18 protein-coding genes and 4 pseudogenes are annotated in these 21,927 nt (G+C 59.5%); 8 read left to right on the forward strand and 14 right to left on the reverse strand.

Annotated elements, in window-relative coordinates:
* Window positions 1–6: 6 nt before the first annotated feature.
* Window positions 7–90: pseudogene (locus tag B0G74_RS45095) on the reverse strand (DDE-type integrase/transposase/recombinase); the annotation flags it as partial.
* Between the two features lie 1,010 nt (window positions 91–1,100).
* Window positions 1,101–1,286, reverse strand: a complete 186-nt coding sequence (locus tag B0G74_RS47350) for a hypothetical protein (RefSeq protein WP_243658652.1) — start codon at window positions 1,284–1,286, stop codon at window positions 1,101–1,103.
* 1,008 nt (window positions 1,287–2,294) lie between these two features.
* On the opposite strand from B0G74_RS47350, the gene B0G74_RS47360 reads away from it, so the two are divergent.
* The 3 genes from B0G74_RS47360 (at window position 2,295) to tnpA (ending at window position 4,415) form a co-directional block, all read left to right on the forward strand.
* Window positions 2,295–2,645, forward strand: a complete 351-nt coding sequence (locus B0G74_RS47360) for a hypothetical protein (RefSeq protein WP_243658631.1) — start codon at window positions 2,295–2,297, stop codon at window positions 2,643–2,645.
* A 172-nt stretch (window positions 2,646–2,817) separates the two neighbouring features.
* On the forward strand, window positions 2,818–3,843 hold the full coding sequence (locus B0G74_RS45110; protein WP_132384357.1) for an IS630 family transposase: 1,026 nt from the start codon (window positions 2,818–2,820) through the stop codon (window positions 3,841–3,843).
* Window positions 3,844–3,980: 137 nt separating this feature from the next.
* Complete coding sequence (tnpA, locus tag B0G74_RS45115) at window positions 3,981–4,415, forward strand: IS200/IS605 family transposase (protein WP_132384358.1); 435 nt, start codon at window positions 3,981–3,983, stop codon at window positions 4,413–4,415.
* Between the two features lie 44 nt (window positions 4,416–4,459).
* On the opposite strand, the gene B0G74_RS45120 is transcribed toward tnpA, so the two are convergent.
* Complete coding sequence (locus B0G74_RS45120; protein ID WP_132384359.1) at window positions 4,460–4,834, reverse strand: hypothetical protein; 375 nt, start codon at window positions 4,832–4,834, stop codon at window positions 4,460–4,462.
* An 88-nt stretch (window positions 4,835–4,922) separates the two neighbouring features.
* Between B0G74_RS45120 and B0G74_RS45125 the strand changes: the two genes are divergently transcribed.
* The gene (locus B0G74_RS45125; RefSeq protein ID WP_132378795.1) at window positions 4,923–6,323 is read left to right on the forward strand and encodes a transposase; all 1,401 of its coding nucleotides are present in this window, start codon (window positions 4,923–4,925) and stop codon (window positions 6,321–6,323) included.
* Window positions 6,324–6,490: 167 nt separating this feature from the next.
* Here the strand turns inward: B0G74_RS45125 and B0G74_RS45130 are convergent, their stop codons facing one another.
* The 5 genes and pseudogenes from B0G74_RS45130 to B0G74_RS45155 all read right to left on the reverse strand — a co-directional run bounded on the left by B0G74_RS45130 (window position 6,491) and on the right by B0G74_RS45155 (window position 11,380).
* Window positions 6,491–7,162 (reverse strand): heavy metal response regulator transcription factor, encoded by a 672-nt coding sequence (locus B0G74_RS45130; protein ID WP_132384360.1) that lies wholly within the window; start codon window positions 7,160–7,162, stop codon window positions 6,491–6,493.
* A gap of 293 nt (window positions 7,163–7,455) precedes the next feature.
* Window positions 7,456–7,800: pseudogene (gene raiA / locus B0G74_RS45140) on the reverse strand (ribosome-associated translation inhibitor RaiA).
* A gap of 806 nt (window positions 7,801–8,606) precedes the next feature.
* A complete protein-coding gene (locus B0G74_RS45145) occupies window positions 8,607–9,638 on the reverse strand; it encodes a hypothetical protein (protein ID WP_132384361.1) in 1,032 nt (343 codons plus the stop codon).
* A gap of 38 nt (window positions 9,639–9,676) precedes the next feature.
* A protein-coding gene (locus B0G74_RS45150) for an IS3 family transposase (protein ID WP_132373085.1) occupies window positions 9,677–10,851 on the reverse strand; the annotation gives its coding sequence in 2 pieces (ribosomal slippage) (window positions 9,677–10,581 and window positions 10,581–10,851; 1,176 coding nt in all).
* Window positions 10,808–11,380 carry a hypothetical protein gene (locus B0G74_RS45155; RefSeq protein ID WP_132384362.1) on the reverse strand — a complete coding sequence of 191 codons (573 nt, stop codon included), beginning with the start codon at window positions 11,378–11,380 and terminating at the stop codon, window positions 10,808–10,810. The genes B0G74_RS45150 and B0G74_RS45155 overlap by 44 nt, the downstream gene beginning before the upstream one ends.
* A gap of 822 nt (window positions 11,381–12,202) precedes the next feature.
* Here B0G74_RS45155 and B0G74_RS46155 point away from each other — a divergent pair.
* Both B0G74_RS46155 and phaZ read left to right on the forward strand, forming a co-directional pair.
* Window positions 12,203–12,352: a hypothetical protein gene (locus B0G74_RS46155; RefSeq protein WP_162633939.1), complete on the forward strand. Its 150-nt coding sequence runs from the start codon at window positions 12,203–12,205 to the stop codon at window positions 12,350–12,352.
* A 189-nt stretch (window positions 12,353–12,541) separates the two neighbouring features.
* Window positions 12,542–13,870 (forward strand): polyhydroxyalkanoate depolymerase, encoded by a 1,329-nt coding sequence (gene phaZ / locus B0G74_RS45160; RefSeq protein WP_132384363.1) that lies wholly within the window; start codon window positions 12,542–12,544, stop codon window positions 13,868–13,870.
* Between the two features lie 177 nt (window positions 13,871–14,047).
* Here the strand turns inward: phaZ and B0G74_RS45165 are convergent, their stop codons facing one another.
* From B0G74_RS45165 to B0G74_RS47775, 6 genes and pseudogenes are all read right to left on the reverse strand, one after another.
* Complete coding sequence (locus B0G74_RS45165) at window positions 14,048–15,208, reverse strand: IS30 family transposase (RefSeq protein WP_132384364.1); 1,161 nt, start codon at window positions 15,206–15,208, stop codon at window positions 14,048–14,050.
* 326 nt (window positions 15,209–15,534) lie between these two features.
* The gene (locus tag B0G74_RS47765; RefSeq protein ID WP_207915831.1) at window positions 15,535–16,701 is read right to left on the reverse strand and encodes an aconitase family protein; all 1,167 of its coding nucleotides are present in this window, start codon (window positions 16,699–16,701) and stop codon (window positions 15,535–15,537) included.
* 111 nt (window positions 16,702–16,812) lie between these two features.
* The gene (locus B0G74_RS47770; RefSeq protein ID WP_347814531.1) at window positions 16,813–17,415 is read right to left on the reverse strand and encodes an aconitase family protein; all 603 of its coding nucleotides are present in this window, start codon (window positions 17,413–17,415) and stop codon (window positions 16,813–16,815) included.
* Window positions 17,416–18,024: 609 nt separating this feature from the next.
* Window positions 18,025–18,210: pseudogene (locus B0G74_RS45180) on the reverse strand (IS6 family transposase); the annotation flags it as partial.
* Between the two features lie 66 nt (window positions 18,211–18,276).
* Complete coding sequence (locus tag B0G74_RS45185; RefSeq protein ID WP_132384366.1) at window positions 18,277–19,197, reverse strand: bestrophin family ion channel; 921 nt, start codon at window positions 19,195–19,197, stop codon at window positions 18,277–18,279.
* Window positions 19,194–19,610, reverse strand: a complete 417-nt coding sequence (locus tag B0G74_RS47775) for a response regulator (RefSeq protein ID WP_347814532.1) — start codon at window positions 19,608–19,610, stop codon at window positions 19,194–19,196. Before B0G74_RS47775 ends, B0G74_RS45185 begins: the two co-directional genes overlap by 4 nt.
* 502 nt (window positions 19,611–20,112) lie before the next feature.
* On the opposite strand from B0G74_RS47775, the pseudogene B0G74_RS45195 reads away from it, so the two are divergent.
* Both B0G74_RS45195 and B0G74_RS46165 read left to right on the forward strand, forming a co-directional pair.
* Window positions 20,113–20,900: pseudogene (locus B0G74_RS45195) on the forward strand (cytochrome d ubiquinol oxidase subunit II); the annotation flags it as partial.
* On the forward strand, window positions 20,878–21,036 hold the full coding sequence (locus B0G74_RS46165; RefSeq protein ID WP_165924070.1) for a hypothetical protein: 159 nt from the start codon (window positions 20,878–20,880) through the stop codon (window positions 21,034–21,036). The pseudogene B0G74_RS45195 and the gene B0G74_RS46165, both read left to right, overlap by 23 nt.
* The last annotated feature ends 891 nt before the right edge of the window (window positions 21,037–21,927 follow it).

A 21,927-nucleotide genomic window follows, 5' to 3' on the forward strand; every position in this document is an offset into this window, starting at 1 on the left:
TTTCGCGATGGTCTTGCCGGTCTTGTCCACCGCGCGGTACAGATACTTGCAGTCGCCCCTGACCTTGATATAGCTCTCATCAACGCGCCATCCATGCCTACCGGCCTCTTGTCCTTGCGAAATGACTTCTCGAACGCGGTAACGAGCATGATCACCATCCGTGCACCGTCGAATGATCCATCTCGATACCGCGATGCTCCGGCCCTGGCCGGGTTCGGGTGCCGCCGGCATTCTTCCAGGGCAGGCATTGCGGTAAGAGGTCGGGCAGCTGTTCCCGATGACCGCCCGGGTTTGCCCCCTCTGATGAAGCCGGATGGGCAACGGCCTGCATTGGACGGAGGCACCCCCGACCTGACGGACCGATTAACCGGTTAAATATAACGCTGCGACTACGACTATCAGGACCAGGTCGCAAAAAAACGGCCCGCGTGCCATAGACCTGGTTCTGGCGGGGCACAGACGGGCGGCCAGCTCTGCCGCCAGCCCCGCCTCTGCCCCGTTTGTGGTCGCGTGCCTTGAACACGGACCACATCTACATGATAGTCACGGCGCCGGCGACGATAAACTTTTCGCCCGCGGCACGCCACGGACTTCGGCGTCCGCCGGGCGCTGCGCGACGCCAGGATCTGCCGGATGGTGGCCAGCGACTGTTCGGCCGTCACACTCGCCACCTGCCCGCGCGGCGCTGTGCGGCGCCGTCACGCCGAGCATCCGGCACAGCGTGGACAGGTACGGCTTCGTTGGCCCGTGCACCGCTGCACCGTCGCCGCGTCGCCCACGCGCGCTCGCAGCCACGCCAGCTGTTGATGTTCGTTAATTCTGCTAGCCACGTCCACACCTTGCGCTAGCGGAACAAAGGTCCGCAAGCCATGCTCAGCAGGCCTTAGCGGCAAAGTTCGTCCTTTTAACGCGTTGCGTTCCGGCAACGGATGCACGTCCATTTGTCCGTTAATTTTGCTAGCGCGTTCGACCTGTCCTTTAATTCCGCTAATGCGTCCAACGGAAGTCGATGAGGGGCTGCGATGGCGGATGCGAGCGTGACGGACGACCGTGCTGCGAAAGTGGCATCAGTGCTTCGGCCATTGGGGCGGGGACCGCTTTCACGAGAACAGGCCGTTCTCGCCGGGCGCCTGCTCGGCGTGCATTGGACAACGGTGTATCGTCTGCGCCGGAGATTTTTGGCCGATCCTGTAGCGAGTTCCGTCGCTCCGCATCGCCGAGGTCCATCGATGGGCGGCGGTCGGTTGGGGGACCACGTCGATAAGGTGATCGACGAAGTAGTGCATGTCTGGCTCCCTAAGCAGCGACAGCTGGCTCATCCTGCAACGGATCTTGTGCTGGAGGTTCGACGCAGATGTGCACTCGCGGGACTGCAACTGCCAAGCCGAACGACCATCGGGCGCCGATGGGCGAGGCATCGCGAGTTGGACGCTTTGAAGCGCGCGGCGCTGCCTGACGTGCTCAAAGCGCCGGGGTCGCTTGCTGCCAAGTACCCCCTGGAGATCGTTCAGGTCGACCAGACACAAGCGGATGTGCTGCGGGTCAGCGAGTACGACAGACGGGTGATCGGCCGTCCCTGGCTGACCATCGCGCTGGACGTGGCGACGAGGTGCGTGTTGAGCTTCTACGTCAGCATGGATCGTCCGGGGGCGGCAACGGTGGGGTTGCTCCTGACCAGAGCGGCACTATGCAAGGAGCCTTGGCTTGCGAAGATAGAGGCGGACGCGGATTGGCCGATGCGTGGAATTCCGAAAGTTCTGCATCTCGACAACGCTGCCGAGTTTAAAAGCAGGGCGCTTCGCAGTGGGTGCCGCGAATACGGCATCGACCTATCGGCCTGTGGGACGTCCCGATTTCGGTGGCCATATAGAGCGCCTGAACCGGACTCTCATGGAACGGGTGCGGGGCCTGCCGGGGGCGACCGGATCGTCCCCGAAAGGTCGCAAAGCGCGACAGTCCGAAAAGACGGCCGCACTAACGCTGCGTGAGTTTGAACAATGGCTCGCGATTGAAGTCGCCAGACGATACCACCATGCGGCACATCGGGGGCTGCTTGGCGCAACGCCAGCCGACATGTGGAGAATGCTCGGCCGGAGTTCTGACTCGCGGCAATTGTCGGGGGCTAGGGACGCTGAGTTGCAGTTCCTGATCCGTTTCTTGCCTGCGGCGTCGAGGACCATCCAGGCGTATGGACTGACGCTTTTCCATATTCGTTACTGGCATCCATATTCGTTGCATGGCGCGAGTCCCGGCGCACGGTCACCATTCGATACCATCCGGAGGATCTCTCACGCGTGTTCGTGACCGCGGGTACCCGTGACTACCTTGAAGTCCGATACGCGGATATGCGGCGGCCGGCGATTTCGCTTTTCGAACAGCGAACCGCGCTAAAGGCGATCCGGTCGGAAGGACAACGCACCATCTCTGAGGCGCTAATTTTCCGAACCGTAGAAGAGCAGCGGCGCGTGATTGCTAACGCCAGGCGGGCGACGGCTCGAGCACGTCGGCGATCGCGGAAAAAGTATGTCCCATTGGATGAGGTGCTCGAAAGAGTCGTGCAATTCAGGAGTGAGACGTCGGGGCACGACGTCGAGACGGTCGATTACGATGCGCCCGTTCAGGCTTTTGATGTCGAGCAATGGTGAGGTAGAACATGAAAAATGTCACGCTCGGACATCTGTTGCCGACCGCCAGAAAGCAGGCCGAGTTGGGGGACGACGAACGCATTGTTGCGCTTCTCCGCGATCGATGGATTGACTACCGACGCCATCGTCTAAGCTTAAAGGGTCTTGAGAAAGGGTCTTGAGGAGAGACGTGATGCGCGAGGACGACGGTCGACAGCTTTCACACGCAACACTTGAAGAGATCCGCATTCGCGCGGTCAAGCGTGTCGAAGCTGGCGAGTCGCCTGAGGACGTGATCCGGACATTGGGATTCTCGAGAGCGCGTATTTACGAGTGGTTGGCGGCCTGGCGCGAAGGAGGTATTGAAGCCTTACGGGCCAAGCCTGTTCCGGGCCGGCCGACGAAGCTGTCGTCCGAGGCTATCCGCTTTGTCTATCGGACGGTCACAACGAAGAATCCAATGCAGATGAAGTTCGAGTTTGCGTTGTGGACGCGAGACATGGTGCGGGAGTTGATTCGCGAACATTTCAACGTCCGGCTCTCTGAGGTATCGGTCGGCCGGCTGCTCAGGAAGCTCGGACTTTCACCGCAGCGGCCGCTGGCGCGTGCTTACCAACGCGACCCTGAACTGGTCGAGTCATGGATGCGAGACGAATATCCGGCGATTGTCAGGCAGGCCAAACGCTGTGGGGCACAGATTTTCTTCGTCGACGAATCGACGGTGCGCTCGGACTATCACAGCGGCACGACCTGGGCACCGATCGGCCAGACACCCGTTGTCGAAACCACTGGCGCTCGCTTCAAAGTGAACCTGATCTCGGCGATCAGTCCGCGCGGTCAACTCCGTTTCATGTGTTTTGAAGGCAGCTTCAAGATTGCGGCGTACGTCGATTTCGTCAGGCGACTGGTACTCAATGCCGATGCCCCCGTCTTCCTGATTGCAGATGGTCATCCAGTTCATCGTTGCAAAGCGATCCGCCAGCTTGCCGCAGCATCAGATGGACGCCTTTGTCTTTTCTTCCTGCCTGCTTACTCGCCGGATCTGAATCCGGATGAGTTGGTATGGGGTTATCTCAAACATCACAAGATCGGCAAGCTTGCTATCAAAGGTCCCGGGCATCTTAAGCAGCGTGTTCGAGCAGTTCTGCGCTCGTTGCAGAGAATTCCAGCTTTGGTCCGATCCATGTTTCAGCATCCGTCAGTTCGTTACGCGGCATGATTCATGTCCGGTTACTTTGTTTCGGCTTAGTAACTCAGTGAGGTAAGCCACCGGCTTTGCCGGTGGACTCACCAAGGTTTGACCTTTACGACGGTCCGCGTGAATTTCCTATCTCCGCCAAGAGAAGGAGATTCACGATGAAAGAGTACCAAAGCCTGAGCCATACGAGATGGGACTGCAAGTATCACGTGGTGTTCATACCGAAGCGCCGCAAGCAGAAGATCTTCGGCGTGTTGCGAAGGCACTTGGGCGAGATATTTCACGAGTTGGCGTCGCACAAGGAGTCGAAGATTGTCGAGGGACACGTGATGGCCGATCACGTTCACATGTGTCTGAGCATTCCGCCGAAGTACGCGGTTTCGAACGTAGTGGGCTACATCAAGGGCAAGAGCGCAATACAGATAGCCCGGAAGTTCGGCGGCCGACAGCGGAATTTCACCGGGGAGCATTTCTGGGCCCGTGGCTACTTCGTTTCCACGGTCGGACTGGACGAGCAGATGGTGCGAGCCTACATCCGAAATCAGGAGGCAGAAGATGAGCGGTATGACCAGATGAAGCTGGCCATGGAGTAAGCCGCCACCGGCGGCTCACGGTTTTATGGGCGACTTTGAGGCGCTCACAATTTCAAGCCACCGGCTTTGCCGGTGGTATTTGACTCCTTAGTTACTGATGGACTTGAGAGTGCCGAGTTCTCGGCGCTTTTTGTCGGTCTCTCCATGACGCCCGTGAGCGCCGAACCACTTCCCGTTGACCCGATCCGGCCCGCCTGATTGCCCGCGCGCACCAGTGTCATCTTCGGGCGCCTTTGCTCAATACTCAAACCAGCCAATTCCCTGGCCAGCGCGGTGAAGTATTTGTCGTTTCCGATCTGGTGGCTCCCGTCGTATCCCAGTACGGCCCGCTTCGGCTGGCCCGGTCCATGCGTCGAAAACTGCGTGATCCACGCCTGCATTTCATCAATCGTATCGAGCTTCGCCTTCATCGTCTCCATGCGGTTTTCTACTTGAATAAGGCTATTTCTGCGTGATTCGTATGGCTACGCATGTTATAAATAGTAGTCCATAATAATTAGGATGTTGATGATGCTCTGGATGCAATGGTGGAAAGCAATCTCGATGCTGCGTGCAGCGTTCTCTCGCCTGCGCAGCTTCATGTGGTTCGCGACTGTGGTCGCTGGCTTGACCGTACGTACCGAATTGCTGGGCGTGACCAGCATCGTGCGGGCACTCAAACTTCGACCGGCCCTGTATAACAAGCTATGTCAGAGCTTGCATAGCGACGCCGTGCAGCTCGATCGGCTCTCGGCGCTGTGGACTCAGGCGGTACTGCGCCTGTTTCCTGACCCGGTACGCGTCAATGGCCGACGCGTCCTGGTGGGTGACGGCATCAAGGTGGCAAAGAGTGGCAAGAAGATGCCTGCTGTCAAGCGGCTTCATCAGGAGTCGGACTCCAACACCAAGCCCGAGTTCATCATGGGACACTCCATGCAGCAGATCAACGTGCTCGTGCAGGCCGACAGGAGCGTCATCGCGGTACCGTTGGCCACGCGCATTCATGAAGGGCTGGTTTGGTCCAACCGCGATCGGCGCACCTTACTCGACAGGATGATCGCGTTGCTGGGGATCGTCTCTGTCAAGGATCCGTTCTACTTCGTTGCCGATGCCTACTACGCTGCCGGCAAGATCGTCAATGGCCTGTGCGACAAGGGCAACCATCTGGTCACACGTGTGAAGTCCACTGCCGTCGCCTATGAGCAGTATGAGGAACAGGGACCGCGCAAACGAGGCCGCCCCAAGCTCTATGGTGAGAAGATCAAACTCAAATCGCTGCTGGACGATCCGAGGGATGTCCAATGCGCTCCCAGCCCGGTCTATGGCGAGGAGAACGTCACCATCCAGTATCGCGTCATGGATCTGCTGTGGCGGCCGTGCGCACGGGTCGTTCGCTTCGTCGTCGTGATTCACCCTCGCAGGGGGACCTGCCTGTTGATGTGTACCGACGTGACCCTGGATCCGATCGAGATTATCCGGCTGTATGGGTTGCGATTCAAGATCGAGCTCAGCTTCAAACAGGCGGTACATCGGATCGGCGCATTCGCGTATCACTTCTGGATGCAGGACATGAAGCCGCTTACCCGCAGAAGCGGCGATCAATACCTTCATCGCGAGTCGCTCGAGTACCGCAACGCGGTCAAGCGCAAGATCCACGCGTATCACGTCTTTATCCAGGCCGCCATCATCTGTCAGGGACTGCAAAACTATCTGGCAGTGGCGTTCCCTTCGCACGTCTGGAACTCCTTTGGATCGTGGCTGCGCACCATCCGCCCCGGGATCCCTCCATCGGAACTGGTCGTCGCTCATGCCCTACGGCAAAGCCTTCCCGAATTTCTCGTGAACAACGCTGGGAGCCACATCTTCGCAAAATTCATCATGGAAAGGCAGGATACCGAAACATTTGAAATGTTCTCTGCGGCCGCATAGTACAAAAACCAGGCCAAACGAGTGATGCTCACGGCGAGCGCTTACCCTGCAGGGCATAAGCTCTGACCCTGTTCATCCCTGAAAACTCGGCACTCTTGAGTGATGGACACCGTTAGCAAAATTAACGATCTCCAACATCAGCAGTGAATACGGCGCGCCGGCCGCAATCACGCCCTGTCCTCCAGCACGTAGCCCATGCCGCGAACCGTATGCAGCAGCTTGTTTTCGAACGGGCTGTCGATCTTCGTGCGCAGACGCTTGACCGCGACGTCCACGATATTGGTGTCGCTGTCGAAGTTGATATCCCACACGTGGGAAGTCACGAAAGCACGGGTCAGCACTTCGCCCTGGCGCTCGGTGAGCAACTTCAACAATGCAAACTCCTGAGCCGTCAATTCGATGCGCACATTGCCGCGCCGCACGCGCCGCCTGACCAGATCGATCTCCATGTCGGAGACACACAGAACAGTGACCGACGACTGCGCCGGCCTTCGGAGCAGCGCACGGACCCGGGCCAGCAATTCGGCGTAGGCGAACGGTTTGGACAGGTAGTCGTCCGCACCGGACTCGAGCCCGACGACTTTGTCCTGGACCGTGTCGCGAGCCGTCAACAACAGTATCGGCGTATGTTTTTTCTCCCGTATGCGCTTGAGGACTTCGAGCCCGTCGAGTTCGGGCAGCATCACGTCAAGCAGAATCAGATCGTAGTCTTCACTAAGCGCAAGGAAGAGGCCCTCTTTGCCATCAAGGGCTGTATCCGCCTGGAAGCTCGCTTCCATGAGCCCCTTGCGGAGATAGGAAGCCATTTTCGGCTCGTCCTCGATAATGAGTATTCGCATGGTGTTGCAACCTGTCGTACAAATACCGCAATTCGCAAAAAATCCGACGGCGTAGTGCCTCTAACTCACGCGGTCTCAAGACGTTTCGGCGACGCCATGACACCTGTATTGTTGACCAGAATATCGATGCGACGTCGCTTCGCGAGTTCCTTCTGCGCGAACGAGCGTCCGGACGCGAGGGAAGCCATCAATCAGTTAGCGATTCTGTTCGGCGAGCGATTCGCCTGCGCCATGTGTTGAGACTTCTTTATACCAACCTCAGCACACGAAATTCCTGACAGCTTCTTGCACCCTCATTGTGCGGGCGTCATGTTCGCGGAACGATATCTGATGCTGTCGTGATGATGGTCTTGCAAGCGGTTCTTGTACCGTACAACCTGCCTGTCGAGCTTGTCGACCAACAAATCGATCGCAGCGTATAGGTCCCCATCGGCACTCTCAACAAAGATATCTCGCCCCTTCACGTGAACGTTGATCTCGACCCACTGCCTTTTTTGCTTCTAGTTGTCGACCGACAGCAGGACGGTCACATCAATGACGTTTTCGAAATGGCGCAAGATCCGCTCAAGCTTAGTAACCACGTATTCACGCAGTGCCGGAGTGACTTCGAGATGGTGTCCGCTGATTTTAAGGTTCATGAATGCTCCGCAATGGTAGCTAACAAATGCACCAACAAGACGAACCGCGTGCTTCTCCTGCTATCTGGTTCGGCTCGCGAGCTGGCTCCTCTCCTACACGTAGTCGCCGCTGGCGCCCGGCGGAACTGTGTCCACCATACGCCCCGCTGGTGTGATTGTGGGTGGATTTGCCCCTATACCTTCGGTCATCGCCTAGACACCGAGGTTGATGAATGGAGCGGTGTCCGAACTGTCACTGGTCGATTGCGTTGCAGCGCACGCTCGAACTTCCTCGCGCCGAGCTGTCGGAACTATGCCTCCGAAGCCAGAGGCAGTCGTGGTGCCGGGATGACCATCGTCAGCCGTGGCGTCGCCACCTCAGCCAACGACTCGATCGCCAGCGCGTCCTGCACGCACGCATCGGCGCCGTTCGGCTCGTAGCTGTCTGGGCAGCCCGGATTGTTGTCCGCGCGCACAGGCGGGCCGCGCAACTCAGAACACAATGAAGCACAAACGACTTCCATGTATCAAGCTGTACAGCGCAAATCTTGGATACACGATCCCGCCTAGCCACGATACGAACGTGCATAACGTTCTCCGACCGAAGAAACTGATGACCAAAGAAGACGCTGCCGTTGCGGAGGTGTCGCGCGAACGCACCGACCATGGAATCAACGTAAACGTGCAAGACAAAAAAGACCATTCTACGAATGGCACGCATTGCTGCTGCTTAGGAATGGCTGTCCCATACCTAGCCCTACCTTCGCATGGCGGAGCGCCGGATAGATGGTTTTCGCCAGGCATACATGGCCGAAAAGGCTGATAGGTCATACATGAAATAACTGAGGGGCCCGCCTCTCCAGCTCGAAGACCTTGACTGCGCGGCGCTGCTCAGTCGTAAGCTCTGGCGCCAGCATCACCGTTGGCCGTCGTCCTGCGCCTCCGGTCGTGGTCCGCACCAACGTCACCTTGATTTCAGCGAGGCTTTCCATCGTCTGACGGGCGGAAGCGTCCGTTCCGAGCGCGATCTTCGCCAGGCTCACGAGCATCAACCCGAGAACGGTCGCGAAGGTGTGCAGGCGCAGCGACCCATCGGCCCACTGGTGCGATGGCCCCCAGGGGACGACACCGCCTTTCTTCGCTCTGCGGAACAGCTCCTCGACTTTCCACTGACCTCGGAAGGCGTAAACAATCCGACCTGTGGTCCAGGTATGTCGGTCGGTGCACAGTACCCGCCGGCCGAGCCGCGTCTTCTCCAGCTCGCGGCGCAATGCGGCGTCGACGTGCCAGTGCAAGGTCGGTGCCGTTTCGCTTCCGGCGAAGGTGGTCACGACGAAGCTCGACAGGTGTTCCCGAGCGAGCGCCTTGTTGACTCGCAGCTCCAGACGGCTACGCGAGAGGCGGCCCTTTTGGATCAGCCCCTCCAGCGTGCGCAGTTCCACCTTCGCTTTGCGCAGGGCCGACGCGATCCCGCGTTTCTGGCCCGCCAGCAATTCTTGGCTCTCCACCACAACGAGCGTGCGATCCAACTCTGCGACGGTAGTCCGAATGCGCGCCGCCCGGACTTCGCTGAGCTTGCCCGAGAGCGGTTTCATGGCACCGCGCTGCGCCGCCATCTGCAACGCCTCTTCCGCGGCCTTGTGCCCGAGCGGCAACGAAATGAGGCTGTAGTAGCCGGCGGTGTCGAGATCGAGCTCCAGTTGCGGGCTCCAAAACCCACCGTCTCGTACCAGCGTACGCGGCGCCGGTCGCGCGCGCGCCTCACCGCTGTCGAGTGCCTCGTGCAGCTGCGCCAACCCACCCAGGCATGCCGCGAGCACCGCCTGGTCCGAGCCGTTGCCCGGATACGTCCGATACAACAGCGTGAGGTCGGTCGAGACGCGTGGACGCCAACGGGTTAAGCAGCGACCTGATTCAGATAGTATCGCTGCGTGAATGCTACAGGTGACAGGTAATTGAGACGAGCCTGCGTGCGCTGCCGGTTATAAAACATCTCGATGTATTCGCTGATGGATCGCTTGGCTTCATCGCGCGTGGCGAAGCGTCGATGATAGACCAGCTCGCTTTTTAGCGTGCCCCAAAACGATTCGATCGGCGCGTTGTCAAAGCAGTTTCCTCGTCGACTCATCGACGCCTGCATGCGGAACTGGCCGACGAGATCCTGATAGGCGTGAGCGCAGTATTGGGACCCACGGTCCGTGTGATGGATCAGGCCGGGCGCCGGGCGCTGCGATGCAACCGCACGGAACAGCGCCTGCATTACCAGATGCTTCGTCATGCGCTCGCTCATGGCGTAGCCGACGAGCTCCCCACTAAACAGATCCTTCAGGCCGGCGAGGTACAGCCAGCCCTCGTCAGTCGCGATATACGTGATGTCGCCGCACCAGGCCTGATTCGGCGAGGTTGCAGTGAAATCCTGGTTCAGCAGGTTCGGCGCCACCGGTAGGTCGTGCTTCGAATTGGTCGTCGCCTTGAACTTGCGTTTCTGCCTGCAGCGTAGTCCCAGCTTTTTGCGTAGCCTTTTTATGCGGTGAACACCGAGCCGCACGCCGTGCTCGTCGAGGTGCTTCTGCAAGCGTTCGGGCCCGAAGCTCTCACGCGTGCGCTGATGCGCCGCCAGCACTTCGGCCTCCAGTCTCGGCTCCTGCTGTGCCCGCAACGACGGCGAGCGCTTGCGCCACGCGTAATAGCCGCTCACGGAAACGCCCAGCAGCCGGCACATCGGCGGCACCGGATAGTCCTGTCGCATCTGTTCAATCACGCCGTACTTCACCGCGACTCCCTCGCAAAGTACGTCGCGAATTTTTTTAATAAATCGCGCTCCATTTTAACTTCCGCCAGCTCCCGCTTGACTCGCCCGAGTTCCGCTTCGATCTCCGTCAGCGGCTTTTGATGCTGACCTACACGTTCCAGCTTGCCTGCCTTCGCAGCACGCACCCAGTTTGCCACCGTCTTCATTGATATCGACAGCCGACGCGCAGCCTCCGATACGCCAACGCCCTCGGTCATTGCAAGCTTCACCGCCTCTTCACGGAATTCCTTCGTGTAGACGGCTTTGGGGATTCGACTCATGTATGCCTCCATTCCTCAATTTTACGGAATGTTGGCGTCCACTTTTTCCGGCGGACCTCAGCGGCACATGCCCCGTCTCGCTGACCAGGACGCCAAGCCCTACCACCCGGAGGTCCTTTCTCTTGCTCTTGGCGTGTCCACGCCGGGCCAGCTCGCCCGGCGTCTGCGTGTCGATGTGCGTATCGAAGTTCGTCGTGTCGAACGCGAGCACGTCCGCGGAAAGCTCGAACCGGGCAACGGCAGCTTTCGCGACCGCTACCTGCGCCTGCTCCAATTGATGCTCGGTCACCTGCTGCGCGACGCGATGAAATGCCTGCCCGCTGAACGCGGATCCCGGCAAACACGACAAGCGCGGCAGACTCGCATCCAGAAATTCCCCCAGCTCGCGCTTGGGTCCGGGCGCGCACGCCCGCTGAATCGCCACTGCCACAGCCAACTCGCCTACCGATGGGCCGCCCTTCGCGCCAACCCCTGCGCATGCCCGATCGATGTGCGCCACCAGATCCAGTTGCTCGGCCACCCAGATCAAGCCCCGACATCGCCGACCCGCGCGTGCCCACCGTATGCGTGGCACGCAGATCCGCCAAGGGTGGCGGCTCAGCCGGCCCCAGGACAACCTGGCGTGCGACGGAGCGCCCTCGCTCGGCATCCCACACCGACTGAGCTGCGATACGGTAGCGATGGCCGTTGACTTCTCGTTCGAAGATGTGCATGTTATTTCATGTAGCATCCTCAAGGCCAAGAATCAAGCGAAATCCAATATTTCCGCCACGTTCCGGCTAGGCGGCCCCTCCGAGGTGGCGCCAAGTGTGCGAAGGTAGGGCTAGGTATGACTGGCTTACGGTAACGGATCCCGTTACATCGCCACTCGAACATTCACTTCCTGGACGCATCGAGGTATCCAAACGTATGAGCGCGCTATGCCAACGGAGGATTGCAGCGACCGTTCGTAGAATGGTTTTCTTTGGGTCGTCCATCTATCTTGATTCCATGGACCTTGCGATTTTCATTTGAGTGGCTGCCATGTTAGACGTTCCGCGTAGCTTGGCTTATATCCGTAGCAGCGCGTACGACGAGTACACATTCGTCCCCTGTCTGGATAAGAACTGTATCGCCGGACTGTTGACCTTAGCTTGGCCGCATCTGTATCCAGTGAGGGTCACGATGAGCAGGAACGCAAGAGATCTGGTCCAGCTGGCGTCGAGACGATCCGATGTCGACGGTAGTGACCAGCGTCTTCTACGCGGTACATAAAACGAACGCTGATCAAATCGCTCGACCGCCTATCGTCTGGCCGACTGGACGAAGGGTGCCAAGGCCCCGTTGATCGGGGATGCCACAGGAGATTGTCATGTTCATCTATTCGATCCGTTATCGCGATGTCTGCGGCCGGTGGTCGGTTGCCTTCGCACAGGCTGCTTCACAGTCCGACGCTGAAGCGATTGCAACCTGCCGTTATGGCGCGTTCCATTCCGTCAGCCATGCGCGATTGGTTCCTTGAACAACGTAGCCTAGTAGCCCGAACGGCCAAATTGGACCGGAGCGGCAAGTTCAGCCCATCGCGTCGCGTACGCAGCGAATGGCTGCTCGCGAGCCCCCGGGCTCGGCGTCGCATGCGGCTACCTCATCCGTTCCAATACAGCAAAACAAGGAATTCCTCGCGTCTTACCCAGCTTATCCTTAGGGAAACATGCTCTATCAATTGCACGAATTCCAGCGGGCACTTCTGAGCCCGCTCACCGCCTGGGCCCAGGCGGCATCGAAATCGTTCGCGAATCCCGCCAGTCCATTGGCTTACGTGCCGGGCGCCACGCGTCTGTCGGCCGGTTACGAGCTGCTGTACCGGCTCGGCAAGGACTACGAAAAACCGGAGTTCAACCTGCATCAGATCGTCAAGGACGGGCACAATATCCCGATCGTCGAACAGACGATCATCGAAAAACCGTTTTGCCGTCTGATGCGCTTCAAGCGTTTCGCCGACGACAGCGACGCCGTTACTCAATTGAAAGATGAACCGGTCGTGCTGGTATGCGCACCGTTGTCGGGACACCACGCCACGCTGCTGCGCGACACCGTGCGCACGCTGCTGCAGGACCACAAGGTCTACATCACCGACTGGATCGACGCGCGCATGGTGCCGCTCGAAGCCGGCGAGTTTCATCTGGACGATTACGTTGCTTATATCCAGGAATTCATCCGTCACATCGGCGCGAAGAATCTGCACGTGATCTCGGTGTGCCAGCCGACGGTGCCCGTGCTCGCCGCGATTTCGCTGATGGCGAGCCGCGGCGAAGACACGCCGCGCACGATGACGATGATGGGCGGTCCGATCGATGCGCGTAGGAGCCCGACGTCAGTCAATTCGCTCGCAACGCAGCACTCGATCGGCTGGTTCGAAGCCAACGTAATCTACAACGTGCCGGCCAACTATCCGGGCGTGGGCCGGAAGGTCTACCCGGGTTTTCTGCAGCACACCGGTTTTGTCGCGATGAATCCGGAACGTCATGCGGCTTCGCACTGGGACTTCTACCAGAGCCTGCTGCGCGGCGACGAAGACGACGCGGAAGCGCATCGCCGCTTCTACGACGAGTACAACGCGGTGCTCGATATGGACGCCGACTATTACCTCGACACGATCCGCGTCGTGTTCCAGGAATTCCGTCTTGCCGAAGGCACGTGGGACGTCGCCGGCGAGCGGGTGAAGCCGCAGGACATCACGAAGACCGCGCTCTTCACCATCGAAGGCGAACTCGACGACATTTCCGGCGACGGCCAGACCTTCGCGGCGCATGACTTGTGCAGCGGCATTCCGGCGAAGAACAAGCGTCACTTCACCGCGGAAAAATGCGGCCACTACGGGATCTTCTCCGGCCGCCGCTGGCGCACCATCATCTATCCGCAACTGCGCGAGTTCATCGTAGAACACGATCCGGCGCCAAGAAGTGTCTGCAAAGAAGATCGGCGCGAAAAAATCGACGGTAACGAAAGTAATGCGAGCTATTCCTGCGCGACCGTCTGACGGTCGCGCCAGTTGCCAGGCGGCCTTCGGCCGTGGTCGGTGGCCGTCCGGAAAGGGTCTGCCCTTCATTGTCCCATGTTGAAGAGCAGAACCTGGCCGAAAGCGCCAGTTGGCTGTAACCGACGCCTGAATGTCCGAGCGACGGTGCGGGCGAATGACGCTTCATGGGCTGCGGATTCAACCGGTCGATGCAACGATTTGGTTAAATCGTTCAGCCGGGGTGTCGAAGTCTAGTGTTTTTCGGGGACGTTCGTTGAGCCGCCTGGCTACGGCATCCAGTCTGGCCTGCGAGTAGACGGAGAGATCGGTACCCTTAGGAAAATATTGCCTCAGAAGCCCATTCGTGTTTTCGTTCGAACCGCGTTGCCAAGGGTGTTGAGGATCGCAGAAATAGACCTCAATGTCTGTAGCGACGGTAAAGCGGTTGTGGTCGGCCATTTCCGAGCCCCTATCCCAGGTCAGCGATTTATATAGTTCCCTGGGTAACTTGCTGACGTGTCGTATCAGAGCGTCAACCACAGCCTCAGAATTCTTGCTGGCTACTTTCACCAGCATCACGAATCGACTTTGACGTTCGACGAGAGTCGCAATCTGGCTGGTAGCATTGCCATAAATCAAGTCACCTTCCCAGTGCCCGGGTATTGCCCGATCCTCCGCCGTAGCGGGACGGTCACTGATCGACACGGCGTCGCGAATGTTCGTGCGGTCCTCGGTTTTCAGTGTGTGATGACGGGATCGGCGCATGGTTCGGGAGCGTCGCAAGTGCTCGAGCAATTCCTTTTTCAGGGCGCCACGAGCTTGAATATAGAGGCTCCGATAGATTGTCTCGTGCGACACCAGATAGTCCTTGTTGACCGCGTACGCATGTCTGAGCCAACCAGCAATCTGCTCAGGGGACCACTGCAGCTTCAGCTTCGCAGCGACAACTCGTGCCAGCGTCCGGTTTTGCACCAATTTGCAGACCTTCGGCCGACGTGCCCGCTCCCAGGCAATCGCGTCCGCCTGGCTTGCCCGATAGCCTTGGCTGCCCCCGTTGCGTTGCAACTCGCGACTTATAGTGGAAGGAGCGCGTCCCAGCCTGGCCGCTATCGACCGGATCGATAATCCGGACACCAGAGAACGGGAAATCTCCTCGCGCTCTGCCAGCGTCAATGCCTGTGGCGCGCGGTGCCTTTGCGGCGGCTGGATTCCGCCGGTCTCCGATAGTATCCGCTGAATCGAAGAATGGCCTCGATCGAACAGTTTGGCAATCTGATGAATCGTGTCGCCCTTGCGCCATCGGTCCCACATCAGCGCTTTCTGAGTCTCGGAGTAATGAATTCTCGGTCGCTGTTTCATTTGCAACACCTCCGCTGCTCACGCAGATTCTAGATGTTGCATCGACCGGTTGAATCCGCAGGCCATGTTGCGTCATTCGCCCGCACCGTTTCCGAGCGGTGAATCTCAAAGATTTAGCCAGCGAAATGGCGCTCTAAAAAAGTCTGTAGAGCCGGTGCAGGCAGTCTGCCTGCTCAACGCCATCCGCGGGCTCCTGCTGCAGGTCTCGTCTGACATAAACGGGAGCCGATAGTCACGCTTTTGCACCTGCGCGTACAGATCAGGCGGTCGCGTCGTTGTCAGATAGAAATAGGCGTCGAGCGTCCAGGGCAGCGCGATCTGCCGTCTCACCAACCGGACGAGCGCTCCGGACGAAATGTCGCCGAACGTGAAGGTGATCTCCTCGAAGCCGTGACGGTTGTCAATACCGATCTGGACGCGCTCGACATCAGCGGGGTACTGACATACTGGGTCTGCCGGAGCGACATCGGGTGGTGAACTTCGAAGGTGCCGCCCCGCGTCGTGTTCTTGACGGTCAGTCCGTGGCTCCTGGTCAGCGCATCGTGGATGTCGCCAAGCCGCAGCACGTCGCCGACCGCGATGCCGTCATAGTCGGCGGGATCGTCGAAGGTCAGCGCGAGCACGCCAAAAATAACGAGATTCTGCGCGTGGATGCGTGCGAAACTTTTCGCCAGTACAACACGCAGTCCAAGAAAACGTGGCGCCAGCGCCGCGTGTTCGCGGCTTGAACCCTGCCCGTAATTGGATCCGCCAACAACAAGGTGATCACCAGTTTCCTTCGCACGCCGCGCATAGGCCGGGTCGATCCGCTCGAACGCAAAACTCGCAATTTCCGGGATGTTGCTGCGAAGCGGCAGCACCCGCGCGCCGGCCGGCATGATTTCATCTGTGGAGACGTTATCTCCCGCTTTCAGCATCACCGGCATTTCGATCATGTCGGGCAGCGATTCGAACGCCGGCAGTGAGGCGATATTCGGGCCTTTGAGCAGCGTCACCCGCAACGCTTTTTTAGCGGACAGCGGAGGGTCGAACATCTCGCGATGGACGATTGGATCATCCGGATCGGCAACGCGCGGATACGGCATGCCGAGCGTGCGCGGATCCGTGATCTTACCCGTGAGGGCCGACGCAGTGGCGGTTTCGGGGCTGACGAGACACACCCTGTCTTCGGGCGTGCCCGAGCGGCCGGGGAAATTGCGCGGCACGGTGCGCAGCGACAGCCCGTTGGTTGCGGGTGCCTGACCCATGCCGATGCAGCCGTTGCAGCCGGCCTGATGCAGGCGCGCGCCGGCATGAAGCAGGTTCACGATATGGCCGTCGCTCACGAGCATTTCGAGCTGTGCCCGTGAGGTGGGATTCACGTCGAACGACACACGGTCATGCACGGCGCGTCCGCGTACCATGGTTGCCGCTATCGCGAAGTCGCGGTAACCGGGATTGGCGGATGAACCGATGTAAGCCTGATGGATCGGCTCGCCCGCGACCTCGCGCACGGGAACCACGTTGTCCGGGCTCGACGGCATGGCGATCAGCGGCTCGAGGCGCCCGAGATCGATTTCGTCACGAACATCATAGGTCGCACCAGGGTCAGCTATCAGTTCGGTTCAGTCGGCTTCCCGTCCCCACGCACGCAGGAAGCGCCGGAACTCCTGATCGGAGGGGAAAACGGTGGTGGTCGCACCGAGTTCGGCACCCATGTTTGCAATGACATGCCGGTCCATGGCGCTGAGTCCATCAAGCCCTGGACCGTAGTATTCGATGATCCTGCCGACGCCGCCATCGACCCCATGACGGCGGAGCATCTCGAGGATCACATCCTTCGCACTTACCCAGTCGGGCAACCGGCCCGTCAGTTTCACGCCCCAGATCTCGGGCATGCGCGTGAAGAACGGCTCACCTGCGATCGCCAGCGCGACCTCGAGTCCGCCCGCACCGATGGCCAGCATGCCGATTGCGCCAGCGGCGGGCGTGTGACTATCAGAGCCGAGCAGCGTCCTGCCCGGTTTGCCGAAGTTCTCCTGATGACACGGATGGCTGACCCCGTTGCCGGGCCGTGAGTACCACAGGCCGAAGCGTTGCGCGGCGCTCTTCAGAAAGAGGTGATCGTCGGCATTGCGGTAGTCCTCCTGGATCAGGTTATGGTCCACATACTGCACGCTGACTTGGGTCCTCGCCCGGTCCAGTCCCATGGCTTCGAGCTCCAGCATCACAAGCGTGCCGGTCGCGTCCTGCGTCAGCGTCTGGTCAATCGAGATGCCGATCTCCCCCCAGGCGTCATGTCGCCCTCGATCAGGCGAGACCGGATCAGCTTGCGTGCAACGTTCATGTGCATGGCCCCATCCTCCGAAGCCGGTTCACGGCAGGACCGTACCGGCGATGGTTGACTCCGGTTCGCCAGAGAGCGGAGATGTCTGCGATCATGTGCGTGGCAGCAGCCGTGACCGCTGGATCTATCCTGGCGCGTGTCGCGCTGTGCCGGATCCCGTAACTGAAATGGATAACGGTGACGATAGCCATCCAGATGACGAGACCTAGCCAGGTGTCGGCCGGCAATCCGGGCATCAGGCCGATCGCCGCCAGTGCCCTGTTCGCCTTCACAATCGCTTGCATTGGCGTGCTGGTCCTGCGGCGACCGGATCGTAGGCGAGCGGGCCGCGTGCGAACCGGTCGGGAATGGTTACGCCGAAACTGCGCAGCAGACTGACGACATAGCCCGACCAGCCAATCGCGACGGTAGTGGCGCCAATACAGTATTCGAGGATCAGATCGCAGCCGATAATTCACGCGACGAGTTCGCCCACTGTCGTCGCCGAGCACCGCACCGTTTCGTACGTAAGCTCGATTCCCCGTGCCGCCAGCAGCTCCTCAACCATGCGCAGACTGAGCGGGAACCGATAATACAGCCACACCGCGTAGCTGATGATGTCCGGCGGAAATCGATAGCCCTTGAACGAAACCGGCGCCTCGGCCGACGGCAAAACGGAGACGGAAGCTTGCCCCATTTATATTCGTCGACCCCGGCGCCAACTCGACAATACCGTTGCGACAAGCTGCGTCGGCGGGAATTATCAGGTGAGCCGATACAGTCGTTCCGGCTTCGTTTCAGCCGGAATCTCACGACCGCAGAGCTCGAGCAACGAACGTTCTATGTTGCGGGTCATGGCGTTAAGTGCAAGAGCATTAGGTGCAATGGTAAACGGCTCCGACACCTCGCTGGCTATTGCTTCGAGGGCGATCAGCGTGTACGAGACGAACACACTGACTAGCGGCGTAACGAATCCCGTCGAATCAACAAGCCCAAACGGAAGCAGAACGCAGTACGCGTAGACCGTGCGGTGAAGCAATACACCGTAGGCAAATGGGATAGGCGTGGATGCAATTCGCTCACACCCGCCGACCACCTTTTCCATTTCGTTGATCTGGGCGTCGAACATCCACAACTGCGTGTCCGAGACGAGCGCGCGGCGGTGCAGGTGAGCCAGAGTATTCCGGATCTCGTTGAGAATGGCAATCGGCTGATAGCATTTGCGGCACAAGTCTTCCGTTTGCGCACCTCCGAGGAAGCGCAGAAGATCCTTAGTCGGGCCGGTCTTACGGAGTTGATGCTTGGTCGCATAGATAAACGCGATCAGGGTATGGACCAACTGGATGTCGTCGAGGCCGGCTGTACCCGCCGGGATGTACGACAGCATTTGGGATGTGAGTGTGCGAGAGGATATCAGCAGGCTGCCCCAGAGTCGACGGGCTTCCAAGAATCGTTCGTAACTAGCGGTATTTCGAAAGGCGAGAAAGATCGTCAGTGCGACGCCACAAAGGGTGAACGGTGTCGTATTGAGCGGAATCTTTTCGCCCAGAATGCGCCCATGAGTCAAGACCGCCAGACCGCTGACAACACTCATGAAAACGAGCTGCGGAATGATTGATTGCAGCACCGATCCATTCCACGCGAACAGCATGCGAATCCAGTTTTGTGCTGGCCTGACGATCATAACTTTCTCTCGTGCTCGACGGGATTGCTTATTGCTTGACCGGGACAACCTTGCCCGGGAAAAGGTGGTACTGCTATTGCTCGATGATATGGACGAACGCATCCACCACGCCGTTGGCGATTTGCCGCTGCGGCCAGCCAATGCGCGATCGCTGTTGCGTCGGCGGGATTCTCGAGCCAAGTCGCCACAAGCCCGGCGTCGATGTGCAACTGCAGAGCAGCAGTCGGAAATGCCGTGATGAAAATGGTCGGCGGTGGACGCCCGAGTTGAAGAAGGTGATCGTCCATTTCGACGCCGGACCTACCTGAGATTCGCACATCGGAAATCCGACATGCTGTTTCATCGATTTGCGCGGACTGCAGGAACGCCTCCGCCGATTCAAAAACCAACGTAGGCCAACCCACCGAGCGCACCCGGCCTGACGTAGCGATGCGGACGGCTTCATCGTCGTCGACAATAAAAACGATCTGGATGGTGCAAGTGACGGACCTCGGTGTTAGGTCAGTAGTAGCACGAACGGGCTGGCTTCCACCGCGCTGGCACGATATTCCAAGCCTAGATTAGATGTCTTAGGAGGAGAATGATACGAACGTATAGGTGCGTTGGCTCGGATCACCGATTTTTGCGGTCGCTCAGAGTGGGGACTGTGCGGAGTGTCAAAAATCGTGCGCGCTCAGTGGCATGCGTATCAACCTAGGCGACGCCATATATAAGCCGGGAAAAGCCTCCCGGAGCCGACTTTCAGGAGTAGGCTCCAGTGTGTCACGAACGCAGGTGCGAGCCTGCGATGCTGTACTAGAGATGGGAGTCGGCCTCCCGAAATCGGCTTGCAGGAGCAGATATCAAACCGCCCAGTGCGGCTGCATCCAAAAGATGTGGTCGTGAGCGACCGAGGAAAAGGCGTTCTGATACTGATACTCGGCGGTGCTGTCGGCACTTTATCTGCCGCTCATCTTCATGCTGGCGTGCCTGATTCTGCGGGGCGTCTCACTCGAGCTCCGCGCTAAATCAAGGCGCACGAAGAATCTGTGGAATCTTGCGTTCATCGGCGGGTCGGCGGGCGCGACGTACTTTCAAGGCATCTCGCTCGGCGCGTACCTGCAAGGCATTCCGGTGCAAAACGGCGTGTTCGTGGGCGACGCCTTCGGCTGGCTCACGCCTTTTTCGACGCTGACCGGGCTCGGGCTCCTCGACACCTACGCGCTGCTCGGCTGCTGCTGGCTCATTGCGAAGACCGAAGGCGATTTGCAACGCCGCCTGCATCGCATGGTCTGGCCGCTCATGCTCGTACTGCTCGCGTTCATCGTACTGGTCAGCATCTGGACGCCGTTGCAGCAACACAACGTCGCTGCACGCTGGTTCGATTCCGGGTGGTTCTGCCGGATGCTGCCGGCGCCGTTCCTCGTTGCGATTTGCGCTGTGCTGATGCGTCGCGCCGCGCCGCGTGAGTGCGACGTGATACGCAGCCGTTCGTGCTCGCGCTTGTGCTCGTAGCACTCGGTTACGCGGGCTTGCTTGCGACCGTCTGGCCGTACGCGAGTCCCTCAAGCGTCACGCTTTGGCAAGCCCCGGCGCCGCATTCAACACTGGTACTCACGCTGGCGGGCGCCTCCGTGATTCTGCCAATCGTCCTCGTGTACACATCGTACGGTTATTGGGTGTTCCGAGGCAAGGTGCGTCATGACGAACTTCACTATCACTAGGCGGCGCGGGCGCGCTGCGCTGCCAGGCTGGGCGTGGTTCGTCATGCTCTGGTGTGTGGGCTGCGGGGGCGCGGTCGTGGTCGCCGATGTCTTCACGGTGTTTATGAACGTGACGCTGTTCGCCGTCATGAGGTGACGGACCCGCAGCGGCCCGTTCCGTCGGGGGCCTCGCCATGAGCTGCGCTTTACCTTCCGGGACGTTGTCGTGCTCCGTACAGCGTTTCAGCGGCAGTCCGCGAGCAAAATCTTGCTGCGCCTTCTCGCCTGAAAGATGAGCTGCCGGACGAGCTTCCTCTTTCGGGCATTCGTGTCACCGCTGTGGGTAACCCGCTTGCAGTCAAAAGCAGCCCCGCCGCAATGGAGTACCAATACCGGGCAGCGTCTCCTTGACTTCGAAGTCGCTGAAATCGAGGGCGATGCCGTGTTTCTGGAGTAGACTCGAACATCGGCCGCGATCAGCACCGTGCACCGCCGAGCTGTCCGAGCGCGAAACGCACGATTCGCTCGGCGTGCGCACCGGTTAATTCGATGGGAACACTGGCGAGCGACAGAATTACTCGATCACGTGAAGACGAGGAAGCGTCCACCATCGACGACGGCGCCGGAGTGGCTCGCGCGGTGTCCGGATGGGAAACGATAGATGCAGCATCTGACGCGACTGCAAGTAGATGCTCCTGTGTCGGTGCCTCGCCCGAGAGCTTCTTGCGCCACAGGTCGGGGGCGCTGGCAGCGAGCACCGCTCACGACAGAAGGTCTCGCGCCGAGTCCGCTTGCTGTCCATGCCCTGACCATCTCGCACGCAGAATGCGTCGCATCGCCCAGGGCGTCGCGCGCCTGTCGGTACAACTGTCTCTCCCGTGGCATCGTCCATCACTTTGCACCGTCGTTACGATGGCCACACCTTCGCACCGTGCTTACGCGCATTCAAGCCGGGATGCGCGCACGGTTATTTCAGAGCGATCAGGCTCAACAGTTTCGCCGACTCGATCCGGTCGGAGCTGTTAGCCGCGGTCAATACTCCTTGGCC

Origin of the sequence: Paraburkholderia sp. BL9I2N2 (genome assembly GCF_004339745.1) — a bacterium.
Lineage (GTDB): Bacteria > Pseudomonadota > Gammaproteobacteria > Burkholderiales > Burkholderiaceae > Paraburkholderia.